Consider the following 18,823-nt stretch of genomic DNA (forward strand, 5'->3'; position numbering starts at 1 on the left):
CTTAACCTCCTTTTGAGAATTTGTAAACATTAATACAAAAACTGTGCCTACTTGAAGAGCTTTATTTTCTTAGCCAGTAAAATGAACAAAATTGTAATAAATTAACAATCTTGATCAAATTGACAAAATTGTAAATTTATCTTTCCCTTTCTTTTTGTCTTTTCTTTTGCCAGGACTTCCAGGGTTTTTCTTTCTTTTTTCCATAAGTTATTTTCCGGAAGGGGAGATCTTCCTGTGGCTGGGTTAGCTCTTGGGAAAGTTCCTGAAGGAGTTTTAAGGGTGATTCTTTTTTATGTTGGGGCTCTTTGTTTTTAAAATATTTCTGGATAAATTTTTGATTTATGTTAGGCCCTCTGCAAGCTTTGAAGGGCAATATTTCAGTAAGAACTACCTTCTGGCCAAAGATCTGATATCTTCCCTCAGGATCCAAAAAATTGGGTAAAACCTCAATTAATAATGCTCCTTTAATTTTAGCCCATTTTTCAGCAAGCTCTTTTTCCGTAAAAAGAGGAAGAGGTTTCTGAAAATAGAGAATCTCCTCTAAGGATAATTTATACCACATCCAGGGCTTGACAAAGGTCCAAAGTTGCTTTAACCTAAAAATAAAATTAAAATCAACTTCTTGGGGAGGTGAATAAAACCGCTCCTTAGCCTTTATTAGGGATAGATTATCAGAAAAATCAAAAAAATCTCTGAAATAATAAGAAAATAGGTTTTTAAGTGTATCTAATTTAAGATTATGTGCCTTTTTGGTAAAAATTAAAACTTGAAAAATTTCTTTAACTTTTAAAAAATCATCCTTATCTGGAATTAAACCAAATTCTTCAGGATGATGAGCGGTTAAATAGAGCAAAAATTTTAGGAAGCTCCGGGAAATGATTGAATCCATTAATAGGGTGTTTTATTTTTTTATTTGCAGTGAAATATTTTAACACATATTAAGGTTTAGAAAAGGGAGGTTTGAAAAGCAGGCGATGAACAAGGAACTACAGGATAAAATCCTTGAGTTAGGAAAATCCGGGCAGCTCACCTATGATCTTTTGAATAGCCTTCTTCCTGAGGAATACAATGATCCCGATAAAATGGAAGAAATCTTTGATCTCCTTGAGACATATAGAATCGAGCTTAAAGAGATGGATCCCTATGAGAGAGAAGAATATATAGAAAAACGCGTTCAGGATAAAATGAAGGAACTTTCAACCCTCAGTGAAGGAGAGCTTGAGGAAGAGGAAGAGGGTATTCTTGAACCTGCCAGTGAAGAGCTTCTTTCTATTTATCTGCGTGAAATGGGAAAATACGAGCTTTTGACTCCAGAAAAAGAGGAAGAGCTATCTAAATTGATTAGAGAAGGCTTTGAAGGTATAATTAATGCCTTCATAAATAGTAACCTCAAATATAAGGAAATTATTGAGACAAAAGAGGTAATTCTTGCTTGGAAGAAAAGAGATCCTAATCTTAAGCCCAAGAAAAGTTATGTAAATTACTTTGAAAATCTCGTAAAGACCTGTTGTGAAAGGTATAAGCAAGATAAAAGGATGCAAAATTTTTGCGAAATTGTTAAGAAACATATCGGTCAGATTGAAAAAGCCAAGGATGAGATGGTTAGAGCTAATTTGAGACTTGTGGTCTCCATTGCCAAGAAATATATGCGCCAGGGACTAAGTCTTGCTGATCTTATTCAAGAAGGAAATTTAGGCCTTATGCGGGCTGTCTATCGTTTTGACTATCGTAAAGGGAATAAATTTAGCACCTATGCCTCCTGGTGGATAAGACAATCCATTACCCGTGCCATTCTTGATAAGACAAGGACTATAAGACTTCCGGTGCACTTTCTTGAACTCAGAAATTATGTTTTTAAAACCTTTTATGAGATGGCTAAAGAGCTTGGTAGAGAGCCAACTCCTGAAGAACTTTCAGAAAAGACCAAGGTGCCCTATGAAAAAATTCTCGTTATTTTTGAGACTGCAAAAGATCCGGTCTCCCTTGAGACCCCAATTGGTGACGAAGAGAGTACCCTTGGAAATTTTATAGAAAACAAAAAGAGCCCTATGCCCTATGAGAAAACCAGAAAAAGGGACATCTCTGAAAAGATAAAAAAATTTCTCTCCACTCTTTCTCCCCGTGAGGAAAAAATTATTCGTATGAGGTTTGGTCTTGGAGAGTATGAGGGTTATACCTTAGAAGAAATTGGTTATATGTTTAAGGTCTCAAGGGAGAGGATTCGCCAGATTGAGAAAAAGGCCCTTGCTAAAATGAGACAACTGGCTCAAAAGGAAGGGTTTGAGTTTAAAGAGTAAGCTTTAAAATAAATCTATCTGTTTTGGTTTTGGGGGTCTCTTTGGAAACTCTTTATAGGGAAGGGTTTTTAGCCAGCCTGACAATCCCTGGGTAAGTTCGTAGTGAAAAATCTTTCTTTTTTGAGTTGCAGTAAAGTAAAAACTTCCTTTGGCACGGGTTAAAGCCACATAGAGAATTCTTTTTTCCTCATCAAGGTCATAATCCCTAAAAAGAGTAAAGGGAATAAGCCCCTCTTCTCCTCCGTAAAGAATAACAACCTCTGCTTCAAGCCCCTTTGAGGCATGGATTGTTAAAAAATTAACCCCTTCAAGCTTAGGAAAAATTAAGTCTTCAGAAGAGAGACCTTTAAGATAGAATAGAAATTTTTCCTGATCCCTTTCTAAAAGCCCTCTCCAGTTTTGGAAGATATTTTTTAAGAAGGGGGAGACATCATTTATAATTTCTGGTAAAGGTTCTTTGAAAACTTTAATCCTTTCTACAATTTGATTAATTTCATCTTTTAATTTTTGAGCCTCCTCTTCAGGTAGGGCTACAGGAATTCCTTCTTTCTGAAAGGCCTCAATTAGAGGTTCGGAAACCCTTTTTATTCTTGAAAGGATAAAGATGTCCGAAGGTGCAAAAGTAGTGTGTCTTGCCCTTTCAAGTTGAGTCCCACCTAAGATATTTTGAACCAGATTTACGAGGAAATCCTTTTCTTCATAGGTATTTGGAAAAATAAAACCCTGTATTATACCTCCTGAATGCTTACTTCTAAATGGAGGAATTTTCCAGGGGGAAGCTTTAAACTGATTTGCTCTTTTGAGAATCTCCTCTTTACATCTAAAACTCTCGGTTAAGGTTAATATTTGCAGATGGGGCTTATGGGTTTGAAGAAAGTTTTGAATTTTAGCTAAGTTAACGCCTCTAAATCCATAAATGGATTGATTGGGATCCCCAAAAAGAATCCAAGTAGCCTCTTTAAAGGATTTTAAAAAGTCAAGGATTTCTGGTGATAGATCCTGAAACTCATCAAGGAAAAGGTAATATTCTCGTAAGTTTTCTGGGTTTATCAAGGAGATAGCCTTGTTCAAAAGCAGGTCAAAATCAATGAGTCCATTTTTTTCAAGATAATCAAAATATTGAATTTTTTGGTCAGAGTTTTTTAGGAGATTTCTTTCTCCGGAAAAGAGTTTCTTCAAAAGAGAGGTTTTCTCCTTTTCATCTATAAGCCTTGGCTCTTTTTGATAGAAGTCCCTATAAAGGTCATAGGCAAGCCCATGAAAGGTATCAACCTTAGCCTCTTTAATTCCAAGCCTTGAGAGTCTTTCCCTCAATTCTTGACATGTCTTTAAGGAAAAGGTAAGGATTAATATTTTTTCTGGTGGAAGGCCATTTTCGAGGAGGGTTTTTATTTTTAGGAGAAGGGTATAAGTTTTTCCCGTTCCTGGGCCAGCAATTACAAGGAGATCCTTATTAGCTTCAATAACAGCCTTTTGTTCCTGGGTAATAAAGGGTTCATAAAGCATCATTAAGTTCCTTTAAAGCCTTTAGAGTAGAGGCCACAAAGTAAATAGAGCCTGTTACAAGAATTTTAGAACAATCCTCTGTGGACAAAGCCCTTTCCAAAGCTTGATGGGGTTCTTTGTAGAATTCAAAGGGGCTCCTATCATTTAAAGCCTTAGCCCAGTCCTCTATGGTTACCACTTTTCTTTCAGCTTTAAATTCTGATATTAAGATCTTATGGGCAAAAGGAGACAATTCCTTTAAAAGGGAGAGAAAAGGCTTTTCCCCGTCCTCGTTCGTTGCTCCAAAGATTAGAATAAAAGGGTAAAAATGTTCTTTCATAAGGGAATCCTTAAGGACCTTTATGCCCTCTGGATTATGGGCACAATCAAATAGAATTTCTTTGGAATTAATAAAAATCTTTTTATATCTACCTTCCCAGGCGACCTCCCTTAAAGCCTTTTTTAATTTTTCCTCTTCAATTTTCACCCAGCCCCTATCTTCAAGAATTTCAAGCCCTTTAATAGCAAGGGCTAAGTTAGAGCCCTGATAATTACCCTGGAGGGAAAGCTTAAGTCCTTGAAAATGATACTTTCCTCTATATGTCCAGAAATTATCTGAATATTCTATTTTAAAATCTTGATCTAACAAAAAAAACTTAGAAGAAAGATCTGTTGCTCTATCTAAGATTACCTTAAGTGGTTTTGACTCAATCCTTCCCAGAACAAGAGGTTTACCTCGTTTAATTATACCTGCCTTTTCAAAGGCGATTTTTTCAAGGGTATTTCCAAGGTATTTAGTATGATCAAATCCAATGCTTGTGATAAAGGATATTTCAGGGTGAATCACATTAGTAGCATCAAGCCTTCCCCCAAGTCCTGTTTCAATAATAGCCATATCCACATTTTTCTCAGCGAAATACAAAAAAGCAAGGGCAGTTGTAAGTTCAAAATAGGTTACGGGTTCTTCAGTCTTGAGTTTAAGGATTTTTAACATTTCAAGAAGTTCTTCATCGGAAATATCTTGCTGATTGATTTTGAAGCGCTCATTTAATCTAAAGAGGTGGGGAGAAGTATAAAGTCCAGATTTAAAACCGTGTTCTGTGAGCAGGGCATTAAGAATGGCACAGGTTGAGCCCTTTCCATTAGTTCCTGCAATATGAAGAGAAGGATACTTTTTATGTGGATTTCCGAGTTTTTTCAATAAGTTTATAATCCGAACAAGGCCTGGCCTTATCCCGTGAAATTGATGTTGATTAAGCCAGTTGAGATAAAATTTTAGCATTTATAAAAGAGATATGATAACAGTTAAGATATAAAAAATATAACACAAACCTGATAGGAGTAAAAGGGCTGGATGTATTTTTTTGAAAATTTTTATTACTAAAAAATAAAAGCTTCCGAGGGATAGGGCTATAAGGGCTGAAATCAGAGCAAACCCTTCAATTTTCCATTCAGTAAAAAGTAATCCCACACTGACAGGAAAGGTGGATTGGAAAACCATTGCTCCAGTCATATTTCCAAGGGCAAGGACATCTTTTCCCCGCAAGGTCCAAAGTAAGCTATTGAATTTCTCAGGAAGCTCTGTAGCAATAGGAGCTACAATAAGGGCAAAAAGGAGAGGCGATATCCCCCATTTGTGTGAGAGAATCTCTATGGCATGAACAAAGAGATGAGCCCCTTTCACCATAATTACTACCGCGCTTATACTCTGTAAAAGGGCTAAAAAAATAATAACTCCTTTAGAGGCCTTGATTTGTAGCCAGAGGAGTGGTTTTTCAAAATAAAGGTCTTTATAAGCCTCAACTTCAAGGCTTTCTGATTTAAAGGTAAGAAAAAGATAAAGGCAATAATTAATCAATAAGACCAAGGCTACTAAATAGTGAAGGGTACGCGTGTTGGGCAGAATAAGGGGGATAAAAATAGCTGTGGAATAACTTAGAAGGAAGAAAAAGAAATCCCTTTTAAAGGTCTTCTCTTCAAGATAGATTTTTAACTCTCTTTTTCTTTGGAGATACCCAATCCATACGCCTATTCCCACTATAAAAAGGCCTGCTGTAATTAGCATGAAGGGTGCTCCAAGGATAGCGCCAATTCCTATATGGGAGCCAGCTTGTCCTTTATAAAGAAGAATGGCAACTAAAGGAATGATAGTTTCTGGAAGAGCGGTTCCAACAGCTGCAAGAATACTTCCCACTACTGCCTGAGATAAAGAAAGTTTCTCTCCAAAGACCTCAACTCCATTGGTAAAAATCTCCGCACAGAGAAGTATTATAAGAAGGGCAACAAGGGCCTCAAGAATTGCCATTGTAAAATTAGTTTACTAAAAGGACCGGGATTTTTGAGGTCTTAATAAGTGCCTTGCTAACTGAGCCTATTCCCGTTTGCAAAATCTTACCTCTTCTTCCAGCTATAATAAGGTCAATTGATTCTTGCTCAACCTTTTGCATTATTTCATCCAGCCTGTTTCCACAAACAGTTTCAAAACGAAAATTGATATCAGGAGGTTTGATAGTATTTAAGAGGTTTTTCCAGTTTTCTTTAATTTCTTTTTCCCTTTCTGTAACATACTGAAGATTACAGGTCTTATCTGGAGATTCTAAGGGATTTATGACATAGAGAACGATGAGTTCAGCTTGGGTTTTCTCAGCATAATAAAAGGCTTTTTTGAGGGCAGATAGGGCCTTTTCAGAAAAGTCAAAGGGACAGAGTATTTTATTTAGTTTTTTCAGGGGATTTTCTTTTACTACAAGAAAACTTATCTCTAAGCGTTCAAGAATTTTTTCTGCTGTGGGTATTTTAATTAAGTGGGGTTCATATCCAAGGATAATAAGCTCAGGATTTAAAAGCTCAACAAAATTTCTAAGAGCTGTCCAGAATTCTCCCAGTAAAACAGCTTTTTCAACTCTGAAGCCTTTTTTAGATATAGGAGCCATGAGTTCATTCAGGGCTTTTTCAAGACGCTCTTTTTCAATATTTAAGTAAGGGAGAAGATAGGCAGGGGGAGTAAAAAATTGTTCAATAACATGGAAAAGGATGGCCTTTGAAGAGGGATAAATATTCTTTAGTAAAAATTCCCCTGTTGTAAGAACAGAGGGGGTAAATTTTTTAAAATCAATGGCTAAGGCAATGGGTTTGCTCATGGATTAATCTCTTTTCCAATAAACTCTAACTAATTTTTCACCCTTTGACCATTTAAATTCTAAATCTCCTTTATAGGCCTTGTAAAGGGCTCTTCCAAGCCTTTCAGCCAGGTGGTCAGTTGTTGTCTCAATAATAGTTTTATCTTCTTCTTCGTAAATGCTGATAATTTGATGTAAGGGATTAAGTCCTCTTGCCTTTTCAACCTCATTATTAATAAGACGCATCATATCCTCTTGATGGGTCTTCCAGAAGTCTCCTGAGATAAAAAGATAGCCCATGGCATATTTTTCTAAGGCCTTTCTGCAGCCTGGACAAAGAAGTTTGGGGACATTTTCAGCCTCAAGAAGCTCTTCTGCAAGCTCCTCATCTATAAACCATCTTTTGTCTTTGAAGACAGATTTACATTGAGGACAGACTGCCTCTCCTGAAGGCGCAGATTGAATAGCATAGGGATCTTCAGTAGATTCGAATTCCCAGGTATGTTTGATCCACTTTTCACCTTTTCTTGACATAAAGACCTCCCTTTGAAGATTTAATTTAAATTATAATTCAAAGGGAGGTCTTCGTCAATGAAAAATTAATCCTGCCAGGATATAGCAGAAACTGGGCAGGAATTAATAGCCTCTTCGCAGTTACACTCTTTACAACCCTCCTGGTTCTTTACATAGGCCTTTTCATCTGACCCAAGTTCAAAGACATTGGGGCAGAGTTCCACACAGGTCCCACAGCCAATACAAAGTTCATCATCAACCACAAGGGTAGCCATAAGCATAACCTCCTTTTTAGTATTTTTTTATAATATAAATTAAGCTTTCACTTTGTAAAATCCTTTGATCTAAATCAAGATCTTATGTTTGTATAGTATACTTGCTAACTCAACTTATTTAAAAATTCTTTACTTAAGATAAAAATTAACAAGAAATTAACTGAAATTTAACTTCTTCTTAACAGAATATTTTTGATTTTGGGTTAATCTTTAAGAAGAATTTACCATGAGGAGGGGGATAAGATGCGAGTTAGCAGGAGGACCTTTTTAAAAACCGCCCTTTTAGGAAGTGCTTTTTTAGCTGGTTCAAAGTATTTTAAAAAGGGGTTTACTGAGATTTCAAGGGATGAGGGTATTAAGTATGTAAGATCTACCTGTTCCCCTAATTGCACCGGAGCCTGTGGATTTAAGGCCATGGTTTATAGGGGAAGGCTTGTAGCCCTCATTCAGGCAGCTGATTATCCTGAGGAGGAATACAACCCCAGAGGCTGTCTTAGAGGGCAATCCATGATTAATCTTATTTATGGACCTGATCGGTTGAAACAACCCCTAATCAGAGTTGGTAAAAGAGGAGAGGGAAGATTTAAGGCTGTAAGCTGGGATGAAGCCCTGGATTATACAGCTACAAAACTTGCAGAGATCATGAAAAAATATGGTCCTGAGTCTGTGGCTTCTTTTATTCAAGTCCCTGGCACAGGATATGTTCAGAAAGGAGCCTTGATGAGGCTTTCTTCTATGTTGGGATGGAGTGTGATTCATGCCTATACCATGAATGGAGATCTTCCCATGTTTTGGCCTATAACTTTTGGAGTTCAAACAGAGGAACTTGAAAGTCTTGAATGGGCAAATTCAAAATACACCCTTATTTGCGGTTCGAATATTCTTTGGACGCGTGTCCCGGATGCTAAATTTCTTCATCTTAGTAGGGAAAGGGGAGGAAAAATAGTAGTTGTTGATCCCAATTATTCTCCCACAGCAGCTGCAGCTGATGAATGGATTCAAATTAATCCTTCAACAGATGCTGCCTTTGCTTTAGGTTTAGCCCATGTAATTCTTTCTGAAGGTCTTTATGATGAGAATTTTGTCAAAACTTATACGGATTTACCTCTTCTTGTGAGACTTGACAATCAGAAAAAATTGAAAGCTGAGGAAGTGGCTGGACTTTCGGCTCAGGCTAAGGCTATGAAGAGCCGTCTTCCAGAATACCGAGAGTGTTATGTGGTTTATGATGTAAAGGCCAAAAGATTTGTAATCCCCAATCCTGAAAATCTTAAAAGGGATTTTGAACCCTTTCTTGAGGGTGAGATTGAGGTCACCCTTGTGGATGGAAAAAAGGTGAAAGTTAAACCCGTTTTTCAGCTCTTAAAAGAGGAAATTCTTGCTAATTATAGTCCTGAAAAGGTGGCTCAGATAATTTCTCCATCAGCAGATAGGGTGAAAGAATATGAGGAGATAGTAAAACGTATTGGAAGGGAAATAGCTACTATAAAGCCCCTTCACATTGTTTACGGAGCAAGTAATTATCAGTGGTATCATGGAGATCTTAAAGGTAGGGCCTATTCCCTTTTAGTAGCTCTTACAGGAAATCTTGGAAAGTCAGGGGCTGGAATTTCTACCTATGCAGGCCAATACAGGATTCGCTGGCCTCTCGGGGCCTGGTGGCAATTTAAAGGTAAGCCCTTAAAATGGGTCAGTTTTCTCCTCTGGCTGAATAAAGAATATAGAGAAAGTGAAGAATTTAAAAAGTATAATAAAGAGACTCCATATCCTCCCAATGATGTTAAAGCCCTTGTCTTTGGTTGGGGGAATCCCTTTGATCAGCATAACCTTGCCAATCGTTTAAGAGAGAAAGCCTTAAATGGGGAGCTTGAGTTAATTGTCAATTTTGATTTTCAGATGGCAACCTCTGTTGCCTGGTCAGATGTAATATTACCTGGAGTTGCCTGGTATGAAAAATATGACCTTACAGCCACAGTTCTTCATCCATATGTTCAGCTTCAACAGCCTGCTATTGAACCCCTCTTTCAGTGTATGCCTGAGATCTGGATTTGTAAAGAGCTTGCCAAAAGAGTGGCTGAAAAGTTAGGAGATGATGAGCTAAAAAAGGAGGTAAGAGAATTCTATGTAAATCCTGAACTTTTTGATAAAGAGGAATCTGCAAGAAAGAAAGGAGAATGGAATCTAAGGCTTGCCAGAGAGATAGCTAATCAAGCCAGTCTTGATGCTGCAGACCTTATGTTAAAAACTGGGGGCCCCCTTGTTGAGGGAATTACCCTTGAAGCCCTTAAAAAGGGTCCTGTCCGTCTTAATTTGCCAGCCCCTGGAAAAAGACAGCTTGTCTTTTATGAACAGATCCAGGAATACAAACCCTTTCCACCAGTGTCTTATCCAGCACCACTTCCCAAAACTGCAAGATTTGTCAAAAGTGGAAGAATTGAGTTTTACAAGGAGGAGGATGTCTTTATTGATCTTAAAGAAACTTTACCAGTGCACAAAGACCCTATCAAAGATACTGAACACAAAAACATGAAAGAAAAGTATTCTTTAATCTATATTACCCGTAATAGACTTTACACTGTTCATTCCACTCACAGCAATAACATTACTATGCTTGAGCTTCAGGACTTTAGACCAAGAATCTGGATCCATCCAGATACAGCAAAAAAGAGAGGGATTAAAGAAGGGGATCTTGTTGAGATCTATAACGAGAGAGGAAAGGTTTATGCTTATGCTGTCCTTGATCCAGGAATTCATCCTCAGATTGTAACTTTTGAAGAGGGATGGTGGAGTAGATACTTAAGGGGAACTTCCTATAATACTCTAATCTACCCCTGGATTAAACCTACTCATATTATTTATTTTGTCCCAGGGATCTGGGAGGCAAGTACCTGCTGGAATGAAGCAGCATGTGAAATTAAAAAGGCCTAAGGAGGAGGGAAAGATGCCAAGATGGGGAATGGCTATAGACCTTGGAAGATGTATAGGTTGCAGAAGTTGTGCCGTGATTTGTAAAATTCATAATGCTCTTCCACCAGGAACCTGGTGGCAAAGAGTTGAGACCATAGGGTCCAAGGTTCATCATACTCCTGTGGGAAGATATCCCGATTTTTCTGAGGTTTATCTTCCTGTGCCCTGTCAACACTGTGATAATGCTCCCTGTGTTAAAGTATGTCCTGTTGGAGCAACCTGGCAAAGGGAAGATGGGCTTGTTCTCATTGATTTTGAAAGGTGCATTGGTTGTAGATATTGTATGACTGCCTGTCCCTATGGGGTCAGACAGTTTAACTGGCAGAATCCTGACAAAAACTTTAAGGAAGCTTTTAAAAAACTTGGTTATCCTCAAGACTGGTTTGCTGATTCTTCTTACAGACCTGGTTATCCCCTTGAACACAGAACTAAGGATGGAAGGCTTGTTTTTACTCCTAAGAGACCAAGGGGTGTGGTGGAAAAATGCACCTTTTGTGTCCAATATGTGGATCAGGGATTACCACCTGCCTGTGTCAGGGGATGTCCAGGAAATGCAAGGATCTTTGGAGATCTAAATGATCCCCATAGTTTAATCTCTCAGGTTATTAAAAGAAGAGATGTGATTCGTATGAGAGAAGATTTAAATACCTCTCCCAAAGTTTTTTATCTCCTTCCGGAATATAAGAGTTACAGAGGAAGGATTATCTACGAGAGGGTTCTCAAAGCCTTTGAAGGAAAAGTGGTTAATCTGTAAAAAATAAATGGAGGGGACAACCATGCAGGGAAGATTTTCTAAAGTTTATAAAATCCTTGGTCTAATAATAGTTATTGGACTTTTAGCCTTTATCTATCAGTTATCCAGGGGATTAATTGTCACCCATATGCGAAACTCCTTCTCCTGGGGGCTTTACATTGCTACCTGGGCCTTTTTTGTTGGAACTGCTGCAGGAGGATTGGTAGTTTCCTCTTCCATTTACCTTTTCAAGGTTGAGACCTTAAAACCAGTAGCAAGACTAGCTACCATTACAGCCTTTGTCTTTGCTATTGCAGCTATGACCATACTTTTGCCAGATGTGGGAAGACCGGACAGACTTTACAATGTTTTTATTCATCCCAATTTTAAAAGCCTTCTCCCTTGGGATTTTCTGGTTCTTTCTTCTTATTCACTGGTTTCTATAATTTATGCCTATGTTTTAATGAAGCCCGAGATTTATAAATTTGGAGTGAACTTTCCTTTTCTTGGCTTAAAGGGTAAAAAAGATATAAGTGATGAGGAGTATACGAGGTTAAAAGAGCAATCTTTTGCACAGGCTAAAAAGCTTGCTCCTATTGCGCTTCCCCTTGCTATTTTAATTCATACTGTCACAGCCTGGGTCCTTGCCACACAGGCAGCAAGACCTTGGTGGTATGGAGGCCTTCTTGCTCCTACCTTTATTGCTACAGCTATCTCTACAGGCCCTGCTATTGTTATTCTCTTTTCCCTCTGGATTCTTGGTGTCAATGAAAAACTTCTTTCTGCCTATAGAGTCCTTGCCAAAATCTCAGCACTATCAAGCATAATCTTACTCTTTATGTATTACAATGAATTTTTCATTCGCTTTTGGTGGCACCATGGAGAGGATTATGAAGCCTTAAAACTTCTTTTTACCAAGTATTTACATCTCCATGTGATTGAGGTCTTCTTCATTCTTCTTTCAGCCTATCTATTTTTCAGATACTCAGATGTTCCAAAAAAACTTATTCAGGGAGGTATTGCTTTAATAATTGGAGTTTTTGCACATAGATTTTTACTTCTTCCCTCGGCATACAATATAATTCCTTTTAAAGTGCCTGTAATTGAAAGGTATGGTTCCGAGGAATGGAGCTATCCCATTGCCCACGGGGAAGTGACAGGGGATCTTTTAAATCCGGGAAGGATCTTTGTAGATTTCTGGAATTATTATCCCTCTGTTATTGAGATTTTAATAACAGCTGGTGTTATGGCAGCAGTTGTGTTTGTAATTTTAAAACTTTCAGAAATTTTACCTGTTGAAGAAAAAGCATGAAAAACCTTTGGTTCAAATATTATTCTTTACTTTTAAGTTATCCTTCAAAAGACTGGCTTTATGAACTTGAAAATATTGAGAGGTATTTAGAAAAAGAAAAAAATGATTTTTTTAAATTCAGCCAGTTCTTTAAAAATTTTTCTCTACAGGAGTTGCAGGAAGAATACACCAATCTTTTTATCTCCTCATTCCCCACCCTTCCATGCCCTCCCTATGAGGCCTATTATAGGGAGGGCCTTCTTCTTGGTGAAACCTCTCAAGAGGTTTTAGATTATTATGAAAAAACTGGATTTCAATTTTTCAAAGAAGGCGAGGCCCCTGATCATATTGCTGTGGAACTGGAATTCTGCGCCCTTACCGAGGACCTTACCTTTATTAAAAGGATTAAAAATTGGTTTAACGATCTAAAAGAATGTGTAGAAAAAAGTTCTCAAATTTATAGTAAGATTGTAAAATTTATAAGTGAAGAATTAAAAAAGTGGGAATAAAAATGCCAAAAAAAATTTCCATTTCAGAGGAAGATATTTTATCTGCTATGAAATCTCTGGGAACATACATTGATATTACTCCCGAAGATTTCAAAAAATTATATGAAATTGTCTGGCAGAAAGTTAAGGAAAAATTTCTGTATGAAACTAAAGCCAAAGATATTATGAATCCCGAAGTTTTATATGTTTTTCCTGAAGATAAACTTGAAGAGGTTATAATCCAGATGGCAGAGAGAGGAGTTTCTGGGGTGCCTGTAGTAGAAAAGGAGAAGGTGATGGGTATTCTTTCGGAGAAGGATATCCTAAAGGGTATAGGGATTAGTAAATCCATAGGACTTTTATCAGCATTGGCTGAATGTCTTAAAAGGAGTGAATGTTTATTAGAAGAAGTTTTAACTAAAAAAGTAAAAGATTTCATGACCTCGCCTGCCATTACTGTTAATCTTAACGATCCTGTAGTCAAAGTAATTGAATTATTCAAGAAAAAAAGGATAAACCGTGTGCCAGTGATTGATAATGAGGGAAAACTTAAAGGTATTATTGCCCGAGGAGATATATTTCTTTTGCCCTTTTTTGAAGAGGAACTTTCATGACTCTTGGTGAGTATTTTTCTAAAATGAAAGGAGGAGCCAAGTCTCCTCCCAGGGTAAGTCTTTTAGAGGTCTTCTGGTCCTTTGTGGGAAGTTTTCTTGGGATTGGTCTTGTAGCCTTTATTCACAGTTTTTATGTTGAGCCCCGGGGACTTTTTTTGGTAATAGCCTCATATGGGGCTTCAGCGGTTTTAATTTATGGAGCACCCCATAGTCCTCTTGCTCAGCCAAGAAATCTTTTAGGAGGACATTTATTATCAGGATTTGTGGGCGCATTGATTGCCAAACTTGTCCCGTTTTATTTCCTTGCCTGTGCCTTGAGTGTTTCCCTTGCCATTGTGGTTATGCATCTAACCAAAACCCTTCACCCTCCAGGAGGAGCAACAGCCCTTTTTGCAGTGATTGGAGGAGAAAAGGTGCAAAGACTCGGCTTAATTTATGCCTTATTCCCTGTTCTAACAGGAGCTATTCTTATGCTAATAATTGCCCTTCTTGTGAACAATCTTTCTAAGGTAAGAAGATATCCTGAATACTGGTGGTGATTTTAAGAAGGGCTCCTAAAGAGAAGGTATATACCAAGAGCGATTAAAAAGGTTCCGATGATTTTGCTTAAGGTTAGAGGTTCTTTCAAGATAAGGATGGCAAGAAAGGTGGCTACAAGGGGATAAGTTGCGGTAAGAGGAACAATTTGAGAAGCTTGGTGCATCTTAAGAAGGGAAAAGTAAAAATACATTCCAAGAAAGCCTGCGGTTATCCCTGAAAGGCATAGATAAAATAGATCCCTTTTTTCAAGGATTTTTAAAGCTTGAAAGGAAGAGGTAAAGAGAAGGGCAAGGGTAATTCCAATAAGGGCTGAAAGGGTTCTAATCCAGAGGCCAATAAGGGGCTCAACTTTTTTTAATCCCACCTTTTCAAGGGTTGGGCTTATGCCCCAGAAAAAGAGGGTAAGAAGCCAAAGTATCAAAGTCTTTTGATCCATGGTTGAATTAATTTAGCATCAGACTTGAAGATTACAAGATAGTGTATGCGTCCGTATCTTTTTAAGACTCAAATCTGCCCCTACATCCAATCCAAGTCAATCATTTTTTGAATAATTTTTATCGAATTTTCATTTCATAGTAAGGGCAAACCTATGTGTTTACCATCTTTTAGCAAACCTATGTCTTTGCCAGTTGTGTGTTCGTTTAAACTATTAGGCAGATACGCAAGGATTGGGTAGACACTATAGATTTGCCCCTTCTTTAACCTCTCACATCTTACCACCCTTCCTTTTTCTTGTAAGGATAAGGTGCTGAACTTATGCAGATCTGAACTTATGCAGTCTTGCAAATAAACTAAATAGATCCGGGCCAGAGGCCCGGTCAAATTCCTTATTTTTTCATTTTGGGTGCTTCAGGAATGTTTGATCCGTGACATTCTCCACAATTTTGCTGAGCTGTAATACCAAAGGTTCCAGCTGGGGACCATTTTACCCCTTCATGAAATTTTCCATCCTTCCAGGCATTAAGCATCATAGTCAATTGATAGGCAACGCTTGCTGCAACTCTTGCACATCTATCCTTTCTTTCAGGACTTGCCAGTGCAAACCCCGAGGCCTTCATCCACTTACCAACTGAGATATGACAAAGAGGGGAACCACTCATCGTTTGCACAATGCGTTCTTTGTTTGCTTTAGGATTTTTAGGTTTGTATGTGGGTAAATCGGTATTACTATACCAGTCTAAAAGATTAGTAGAGATAATGTGTCCTACCTCGGAACCACTGATTCTTGGACCGCAGATACAGTTGGCAACAACGGCTGCGCCGTTAATTGAGCCACAAAGAGTTCCCCAGCCAGCAAGCCCTCCTTCCTGAATAATAAAGGCGTCTACTGGAAAGGAAGCATAAGGCTCGCCTATTTTTTCAGCTAATTGAGAAAAAATAGAACTAATTACTGCAGCTCCACAAAAGACCCTATACCATTCATTGTAAGCAATTTCAGCTGTTTTCTCAGGATCCAGTTTTTCATAAGGCCAGGGCCATTTTTGAGTTTTCATCTTAGCTTCTGCAGAAGTAACCAGATCAATTTGAAAGGCTTTAGAAAGCAAAAGCCCGGCACTAAAAAGTCCAGACCCAATTAAAAAATCCCTTCTGCTCACATCTCCCATACTAACACCTCCTTTTAATTTTTAAGGTTATTAAAAGTAAAAATATAAAAATAAAATTGTCAAGAGAAAAAGTATTTAAATTTTTAAATTAATGATTAAATGAATTTTTAAGATTCTCAATAAGAGAATTATGCAATAAGATTTCTCTTGTTTTTTTTTAATTAAGGGCTATATTTATAAAATACATGCGCCCGTAGCTCAACTGGATAGAGCATTGGACTACGAATCCAAAGGTTGCAGGTTCGAGTCCTGCCGGGCGCGTGTTTTTTGGTTTTCAAGGCCTGGTTCAGTAAAAAGTGTCAGTGAGCCCTTTTTGTGCCACTTAAAAATCGGGTGTAATTGTCTTTTTTTGACTTTGATTTCTGGGGGTTGTTTAATTATAAATATGGTATGGGGCTTTTCTGACATTGTGGGGAGTGCAAAAAACATGTCAAATTTGGGTCTGTTTGTGGATGTGGTAGAAGTGAGGGAAAAGCAAATGGATATCTGGTAAGGGTTAAATTTGAGAATGTAGTAATTAGAAAATTTTTTAAAGATTTTGAAGTCGCAAAGGCAGTAGATGTAGAGCTTGAGAGAAGGAAAGAGCTTTCAAAGCTTGCCAGGAAACTGAAAGGTGTAGATGATGGTTTAGCAAGAGTTCTTGGAGTTGAGGAAGAGGAAAAAGGGAAATGGGTAAAAGTAAAAATCTTCTGGGCTAAGTATTATCAATGGCTTGTTCTTCATAAAAAGCAATCTACATTGCGAGAAAGACTTTCACGATGGAAAACGGTGATAAAGCCATATTTTGGAGAAAGATTTCTCAGTGAGATAACTCCTTCTGATGTGGAAAAATTTCAATTCTTGGGATTAAATTTCTTCTAACAAAGAGTGAATTAGCTTTTGAGAGTGAGCTCAATCAGAATTTTTTATAGTTCCTATTTTCAGTTGTCCTTCTCCAAAGCCTGGGTATCTTAAAAAGAACTATGAAGATTCTTATTCTTACAATAATAAATAAAGCCTCTATATTGGCGGAGAAGTTTTGGGTAAGATGTCTAACTGAATTAATAAAAGCTTAACAAATTTTTAACTTTTATTTAATATACAGGATTTATAATCAAATCATAAAAAAATGAGAAGAGGCGCAATATGTTAGGGAGAAGAGATTTTTTAAAACTTTCCTTAGCAAGTTTTATAACCTTAGTTGCTCCTTCAAGGGAAATTTTTGCAAGGGTTAATTTTTCAGAAGGTTCAGCTACGAAAGGGATTATTTTTTTAGTTGGTGATGGATGGCCTCTTGGAGTAATGAAAGTAATGACAGAATTTATGACTATGAAGTTTAAAGAAGAAAGCAATCTTTCTATCTTACTTAGAAACTTAAATACCAGAGTTTTACTTCAGAATACCTCTTCATTATCTTCTGTTGTAACAGATTCTGCTCCTGCTTCAGTTGCTTGGGCTACTGGTTCAAAGACAGTCAATAGATCACTTTCAAGTTTACCTGATGGAAGAAAGCTAACCACAATTTTTGAACTTGCAAGGCAAAAGGGAATTGCATATGGCTTTGTAACAACAACGAGGGTAACACATGCAACCCCTGCAGCATGGTATAGTCACAATCCAAACAGGGATGATGAGGACAATATTGCCCTTGATCTTTTAAATTCAAATGTAATGGTAGCTATGGGTGGAGGAGATAGACATTTTAATGGAACAATTAGAAAAGATAGAAGAGATCTATATGGGATGTTCAGAGAAAAAGGATTTAGAGTTGTTAGAACCAGAGAAGAGCTTGTAGCCAGTCTTAATGATGAAAACCCAATTCTTGGTATTTTTGCTTCCTCACATATGAGTTACTTTGTAGATAGAGTAAATGATAAAAGATTAAGGGAAAGCGAACCATCTCTTCCAGAGATGACTGCAGTTGCACTTCAAAAATTATCTAAAAATAAGAAGGGTTTTATTTTACAGATTGAGGCTGGAAGAATTGATCATGCCTGTCATAGCAATGATATGTATGGAGCAATGATGGATTGTTATGAATTAGATAAAACTTTAGCTGTTATTTTGGAGTTTATGGAAAAAAATCCCAATGTGCTTTTAATTGTAACATCAGATCATGGAAATTCAGGTTATGGAATTAATGGAACAGGGCCTGAATATAATGATTCAACCGAGGCTTTGTTGAGTTATAACAATAAAGCCTCTTTTGAATATATGAAAAGATTAATGAGAGGTCAGGATGCAAAAAACATAAGAGATATTTTTGAAAATTATACTGGACAGAAAATTTCATTAGAAGAGGCAGAGGAAATCTATAGAAAATTAAATGAAAAGAAAACAGTAGTGATTAATGATATTTGGTATGAACCAGATTATACAATGGGAAGAATATTAGCAAAAAGTGTTTATAAATATGAAAATGAGAATCTCTTTAAACCAGCTATAGAAAGGAGAGGAAATGTTGGTTTTACATCTACAAATCATACCGCTGAGGATCAGATTGTAATAATTTATGGAGAACAAATTCCTCAAATGAGAGTAAAAAGTCATATTGATAATACAGAACTTTTCCAAATTATATGTAATTATTTAAGAATTTATCATATAAATCCAAAGATGAAAAAGGAAGAAGCTATAGCTTTCATAAAATCTATTACAAAAGAAGAATGGAAAAAACATTTAGAGTTACATATTGCCTAATATTTATAGGTTCTCTGATTTAATATAAAAAAACTATTATAAAAGCCTTCTTGGTTATTTAAAAAGAAACCAGGGGGGCTTAAAGTTTATTTGAATTTTAATTAAAATATAAACTAACTTTCAGAATTATCTTATTATCTCAACTTCCTTTTCTTTTGGTGATTTTGACAGTATTTGTGTTTTTTTTTGTATATAAGAATATTCCAAAGGTTATATAA

At 37.0% G+C, this 18,823-nt stretch carries 18 protein-coding genes and 1 tRNA gene; 10 read left to right on the plus strand and 9 right to left on the minus strand.

Features of this window, described 5'->3' with window-relative positions; genetic code table 11:
- Positions 1-136: 136 nt before the first annotated feature.
- Positions 137-889, minus strand: a complete 753-nt coding sequence (locus tag THC_RS02295; protein ID WP_148638804.1) for a hypothetical protein — start codon at positions 887-889, stop codon at positions 137-139.
- 85 nt (positions 890-974) lie between these two features.
- Here THC_RS02295 and THC_RS02300 point away from each other — a divergent pair, with 85 nt between their 5' ends.
- Entirely contained in the window at positions 975-2,297 is a 1,323-nt protein-coding gene (locus tag THC_RS02300; protein ID WP_068512772.1) for a sigma-70 family RNA polymerase sigma factor, read from the plus strand.
- Between the two features lie 3 nt (positions 2,298-2,300).
- Here the strand turns inward: THC_RS02300 and THC_RS02305 are convergent, their stop codons facing one another.
- The 6 genes from THC_RS02305 to THC_RS02330 all read right to left on the minus strand — a co-directional run bounded on the left by THC_RS02305 (position 2,301) and on the right by THC_RS02330 (position 7,689).
- Positions 2,301-3,806: a UvrD-helicase domain-containing protein gene (locus THC_RS02305; RefSeq protein ID WP_068512773.1), complete on the minus strand. Its 1,506-nt coding sequence runs from the start codon at positions 3,804-3,806 to the stop codon at positions 2,301-2,303.
- Positions 3,793-5,064 (minus strand): bifunctional folylpolyglutamate synthase/dihydrofolate synthase, encoded by a 1,272-nt coding sequence (locus THC_RS02310; protein ID WP_082706239.1) that lies wholly within the window; start codon positions 5,062-5,064, stop codon positions 3,793-3,795. Before THC_RS02310 ends, THC_RS02305 begins: the two co-directional genes overlap by 14 nt.
- Positions 5,065-6,087, minus strand: a complete 1,023-nt coding sequence (locus THC_RS02315; RefSeq protein WP_068512783.1) for a sodium:calcium antiporter — start codon at positions 6,085-6,087, stop codon at positions 5,065-5,067.
- 7 nt (positions 6,088-6,094) lie between these two features.
- Positions 6,095-6,922 (minus strand): universal stress protein, encoded by an 828-nt coding sequence (locus THC_RS02320; RefSeq protein WP_068512786.1) that lies wholly within the window; start codon positions 6,920-6,922, stop codon positions 6,095-6,097.
- A gap of 3 nt (positions 6,923-6,925) precedes the next feature.
- On the minus strand, positions 6,926-7,435 hold the full coding sequence (locus tag THC_RS02325; RefSeq protein WP_068512787.1) for a BCAM0308 family protein: 510 nt from the start codon (positions 7,433-7,435) through the stop codon (positions 6,926-6,928).
- 65 nt (positions 7,436-7,500) lie between these two features.
- On the minus strand, positions 7,501-7,689 hold the full coding sequence (locus THC_RS02330; RefSeq protein WP_068516571.1) for a ferredoxin: 189 nt from the start codon (positions 7,687-7,689) through the stop codon (positions 7,501-7,503).
- A gap of 243 nt (positions 7,690-7,932) precedes the next feature.
- On the opposite strand from THC_RS02330, the gene THC_RS02335 reads away from it, so the two are divergent.
- From THC_RS02335 to THC_RS02360, 6 genes are read left to right on the plus strand one after another with little or no spacing between them, the layout of a single operon-like run.
- Positions 7,933-10,617, plus strand: a complete 2,685-nt coding sequence (locus tag THC_RS02335) for a molybdopterin-dependent oxidoreductase (RefSeq protein ID WP_068512788.1) — start codon at positions 7,933-7,935, stop codon at positions 10,615-10,617.
- A gap of 13 nt (positions 10,618-10,630) precedes the next feature.
- Positions 10,631-11,410 (plus strand): 4Fe-4S dicluster domain-containing protein, encoded by a 780-nt coding sequence (locus THC_RS02340; protein ID WP_068516574.1) that lies wholly within the window; start codon positions 10,631-10,633, stop codon positions 11,408-11,410.
- A 22-nt stretch (positions 11,411-11,432) separates the two neighbouring features.
- Positions 11,433-12,701 carry an NrfD/PsrC family molybdoenzyme membrane anchor subunit gene (gene nrfD, locus THC_RS02345; RefSeq protein WP_068512789.1) on the plus strand — a complete coding sequence of 423 codons (1,269 nt, stop codon included), beginning with the start codon at positions 11,433-11,435 and terminating at the stop codon, positions 12,699-12,701.
- Complete coding sequence (locus THC_RS02350; protein WP_068512797.1) at positions 12,698-13,189, plus strand: TorD/DmsD family molecular chaperone; 492 nt, start codon at positions 12,698-12,700, stop codon at positions 13,187-13,189. Before nrfD ends, THC_RS02350 begins: the two co-directional genes overlap by 4 nt.
- 2 nt (positions 13,190-13,191) lie before the next feature.
- Positions 13,192-13,782, plus strand: a complete 591-nt coding sequence (locus THC_RS02355) for a CBS domain-containing protein (RefSeq protein ID WP_068512799.1) — start codon at positions 13,192-13,194, stop codon at positions 13,780-13,782.
- Positions 13,779-14,321 carry an HPP family protein gene (locus THC_RS02360; RefSeq protein ID WP_068512801.1) on the plus strand — a complete coding sequence of 181 codons (543 nt, stop codon included), beginning with the start codon at positions 13,779-13,781 and terminating at the stop codon, positions 14,319-14,321. Before THC_RS02355 ends, THC_RS02360 begins: the two co-directional genes overlap by 4 nt.
- A 2-nt stretch (positions 14,322-14,323) precedes the next feature.
- Here the strand turns inward: THC_RS02360 and THC_RS02365 are convergent, their stop codons facing one another.
- Both THC_RS02365 and THC_RS02370 read right to left on the minus strand, forming a co-directional pair.
- Positions 14,324-14,758 carry an EamA family transporter gene (locus THC_RS02365; protein ID WP_082706240.1) on the minus strand — a complete coding sequence of 145 codons (435 nt, stop codon included), beginning with the start codon at positions 14,756-14,758 and terminating at the stop codon, positions 14,324-14,326.
- A gap of 391 nt (positions 14,759-15,149) precedes the next feature.
- A complete protein-coding gene (locus THC_RS02370) occupies positions 15,150-15,926 on the minus strand; it encodes a C-GCAxxG-C-C family protein (RefSeq protein ID WP_068512806.1) in 777 nt (258 codons plus the stop codon).
- A gap of 187 nt (positions 15,927-16,113) precedes the next feature.
- On the opposite strand from THC_RS02370, the gene THC_RS02375 reads away from it, so the two are divergent.
- The 3 genes from THC_RS02375 (at position 16,114) to THC_RS02380 (ending at position 18,605) form a co-directional block, all read left to right on the plus strand.
- Positions 16,114-16,187 (plus strand) — tRNA-Arg (locus THC_RS02375).
- Positions 16,188-16,610: 423 nt separating this feature from the next.
- Positions 16,611-16,787, plus strand: coding sequence for a tyrosine-type recombinase/integrase (locus THC_RS09740; protein ID WP_407922079.1), 177 nt, complete (start codon positions 16,611-16,613; stop codon positions 16,785-16,787).
- Between the two features lie 264 nt (positions 16,788-17,051).
- On the plus strand, positions 17,052-18,605 hold the full coding sequence (locus THC_RS02380; RefSeq protein ID WP_068512809.1) for an alkaline phosphatase: 1,554 nt from the start codon (positions 17,052-17,054) through the stop codon (positions 18,603-18,605).
- The last annotated feature ends 218 nt before the right edge of the window (positions 18,606-18,823 follow it).

Origin of the sequence: Caldimicrobium thiodismutans, assembly GCF_001548275.1 — a bacterium.
GTDB classification, from domain to species: domain Bacteria; phylum Desulfobacterota; class Thermodesulfobacteria; order Thermodesulfobacteriales; family Thermodesulfobacteriaceae; genus Caldimicrobium; species Caldimicrobium thiodismutans.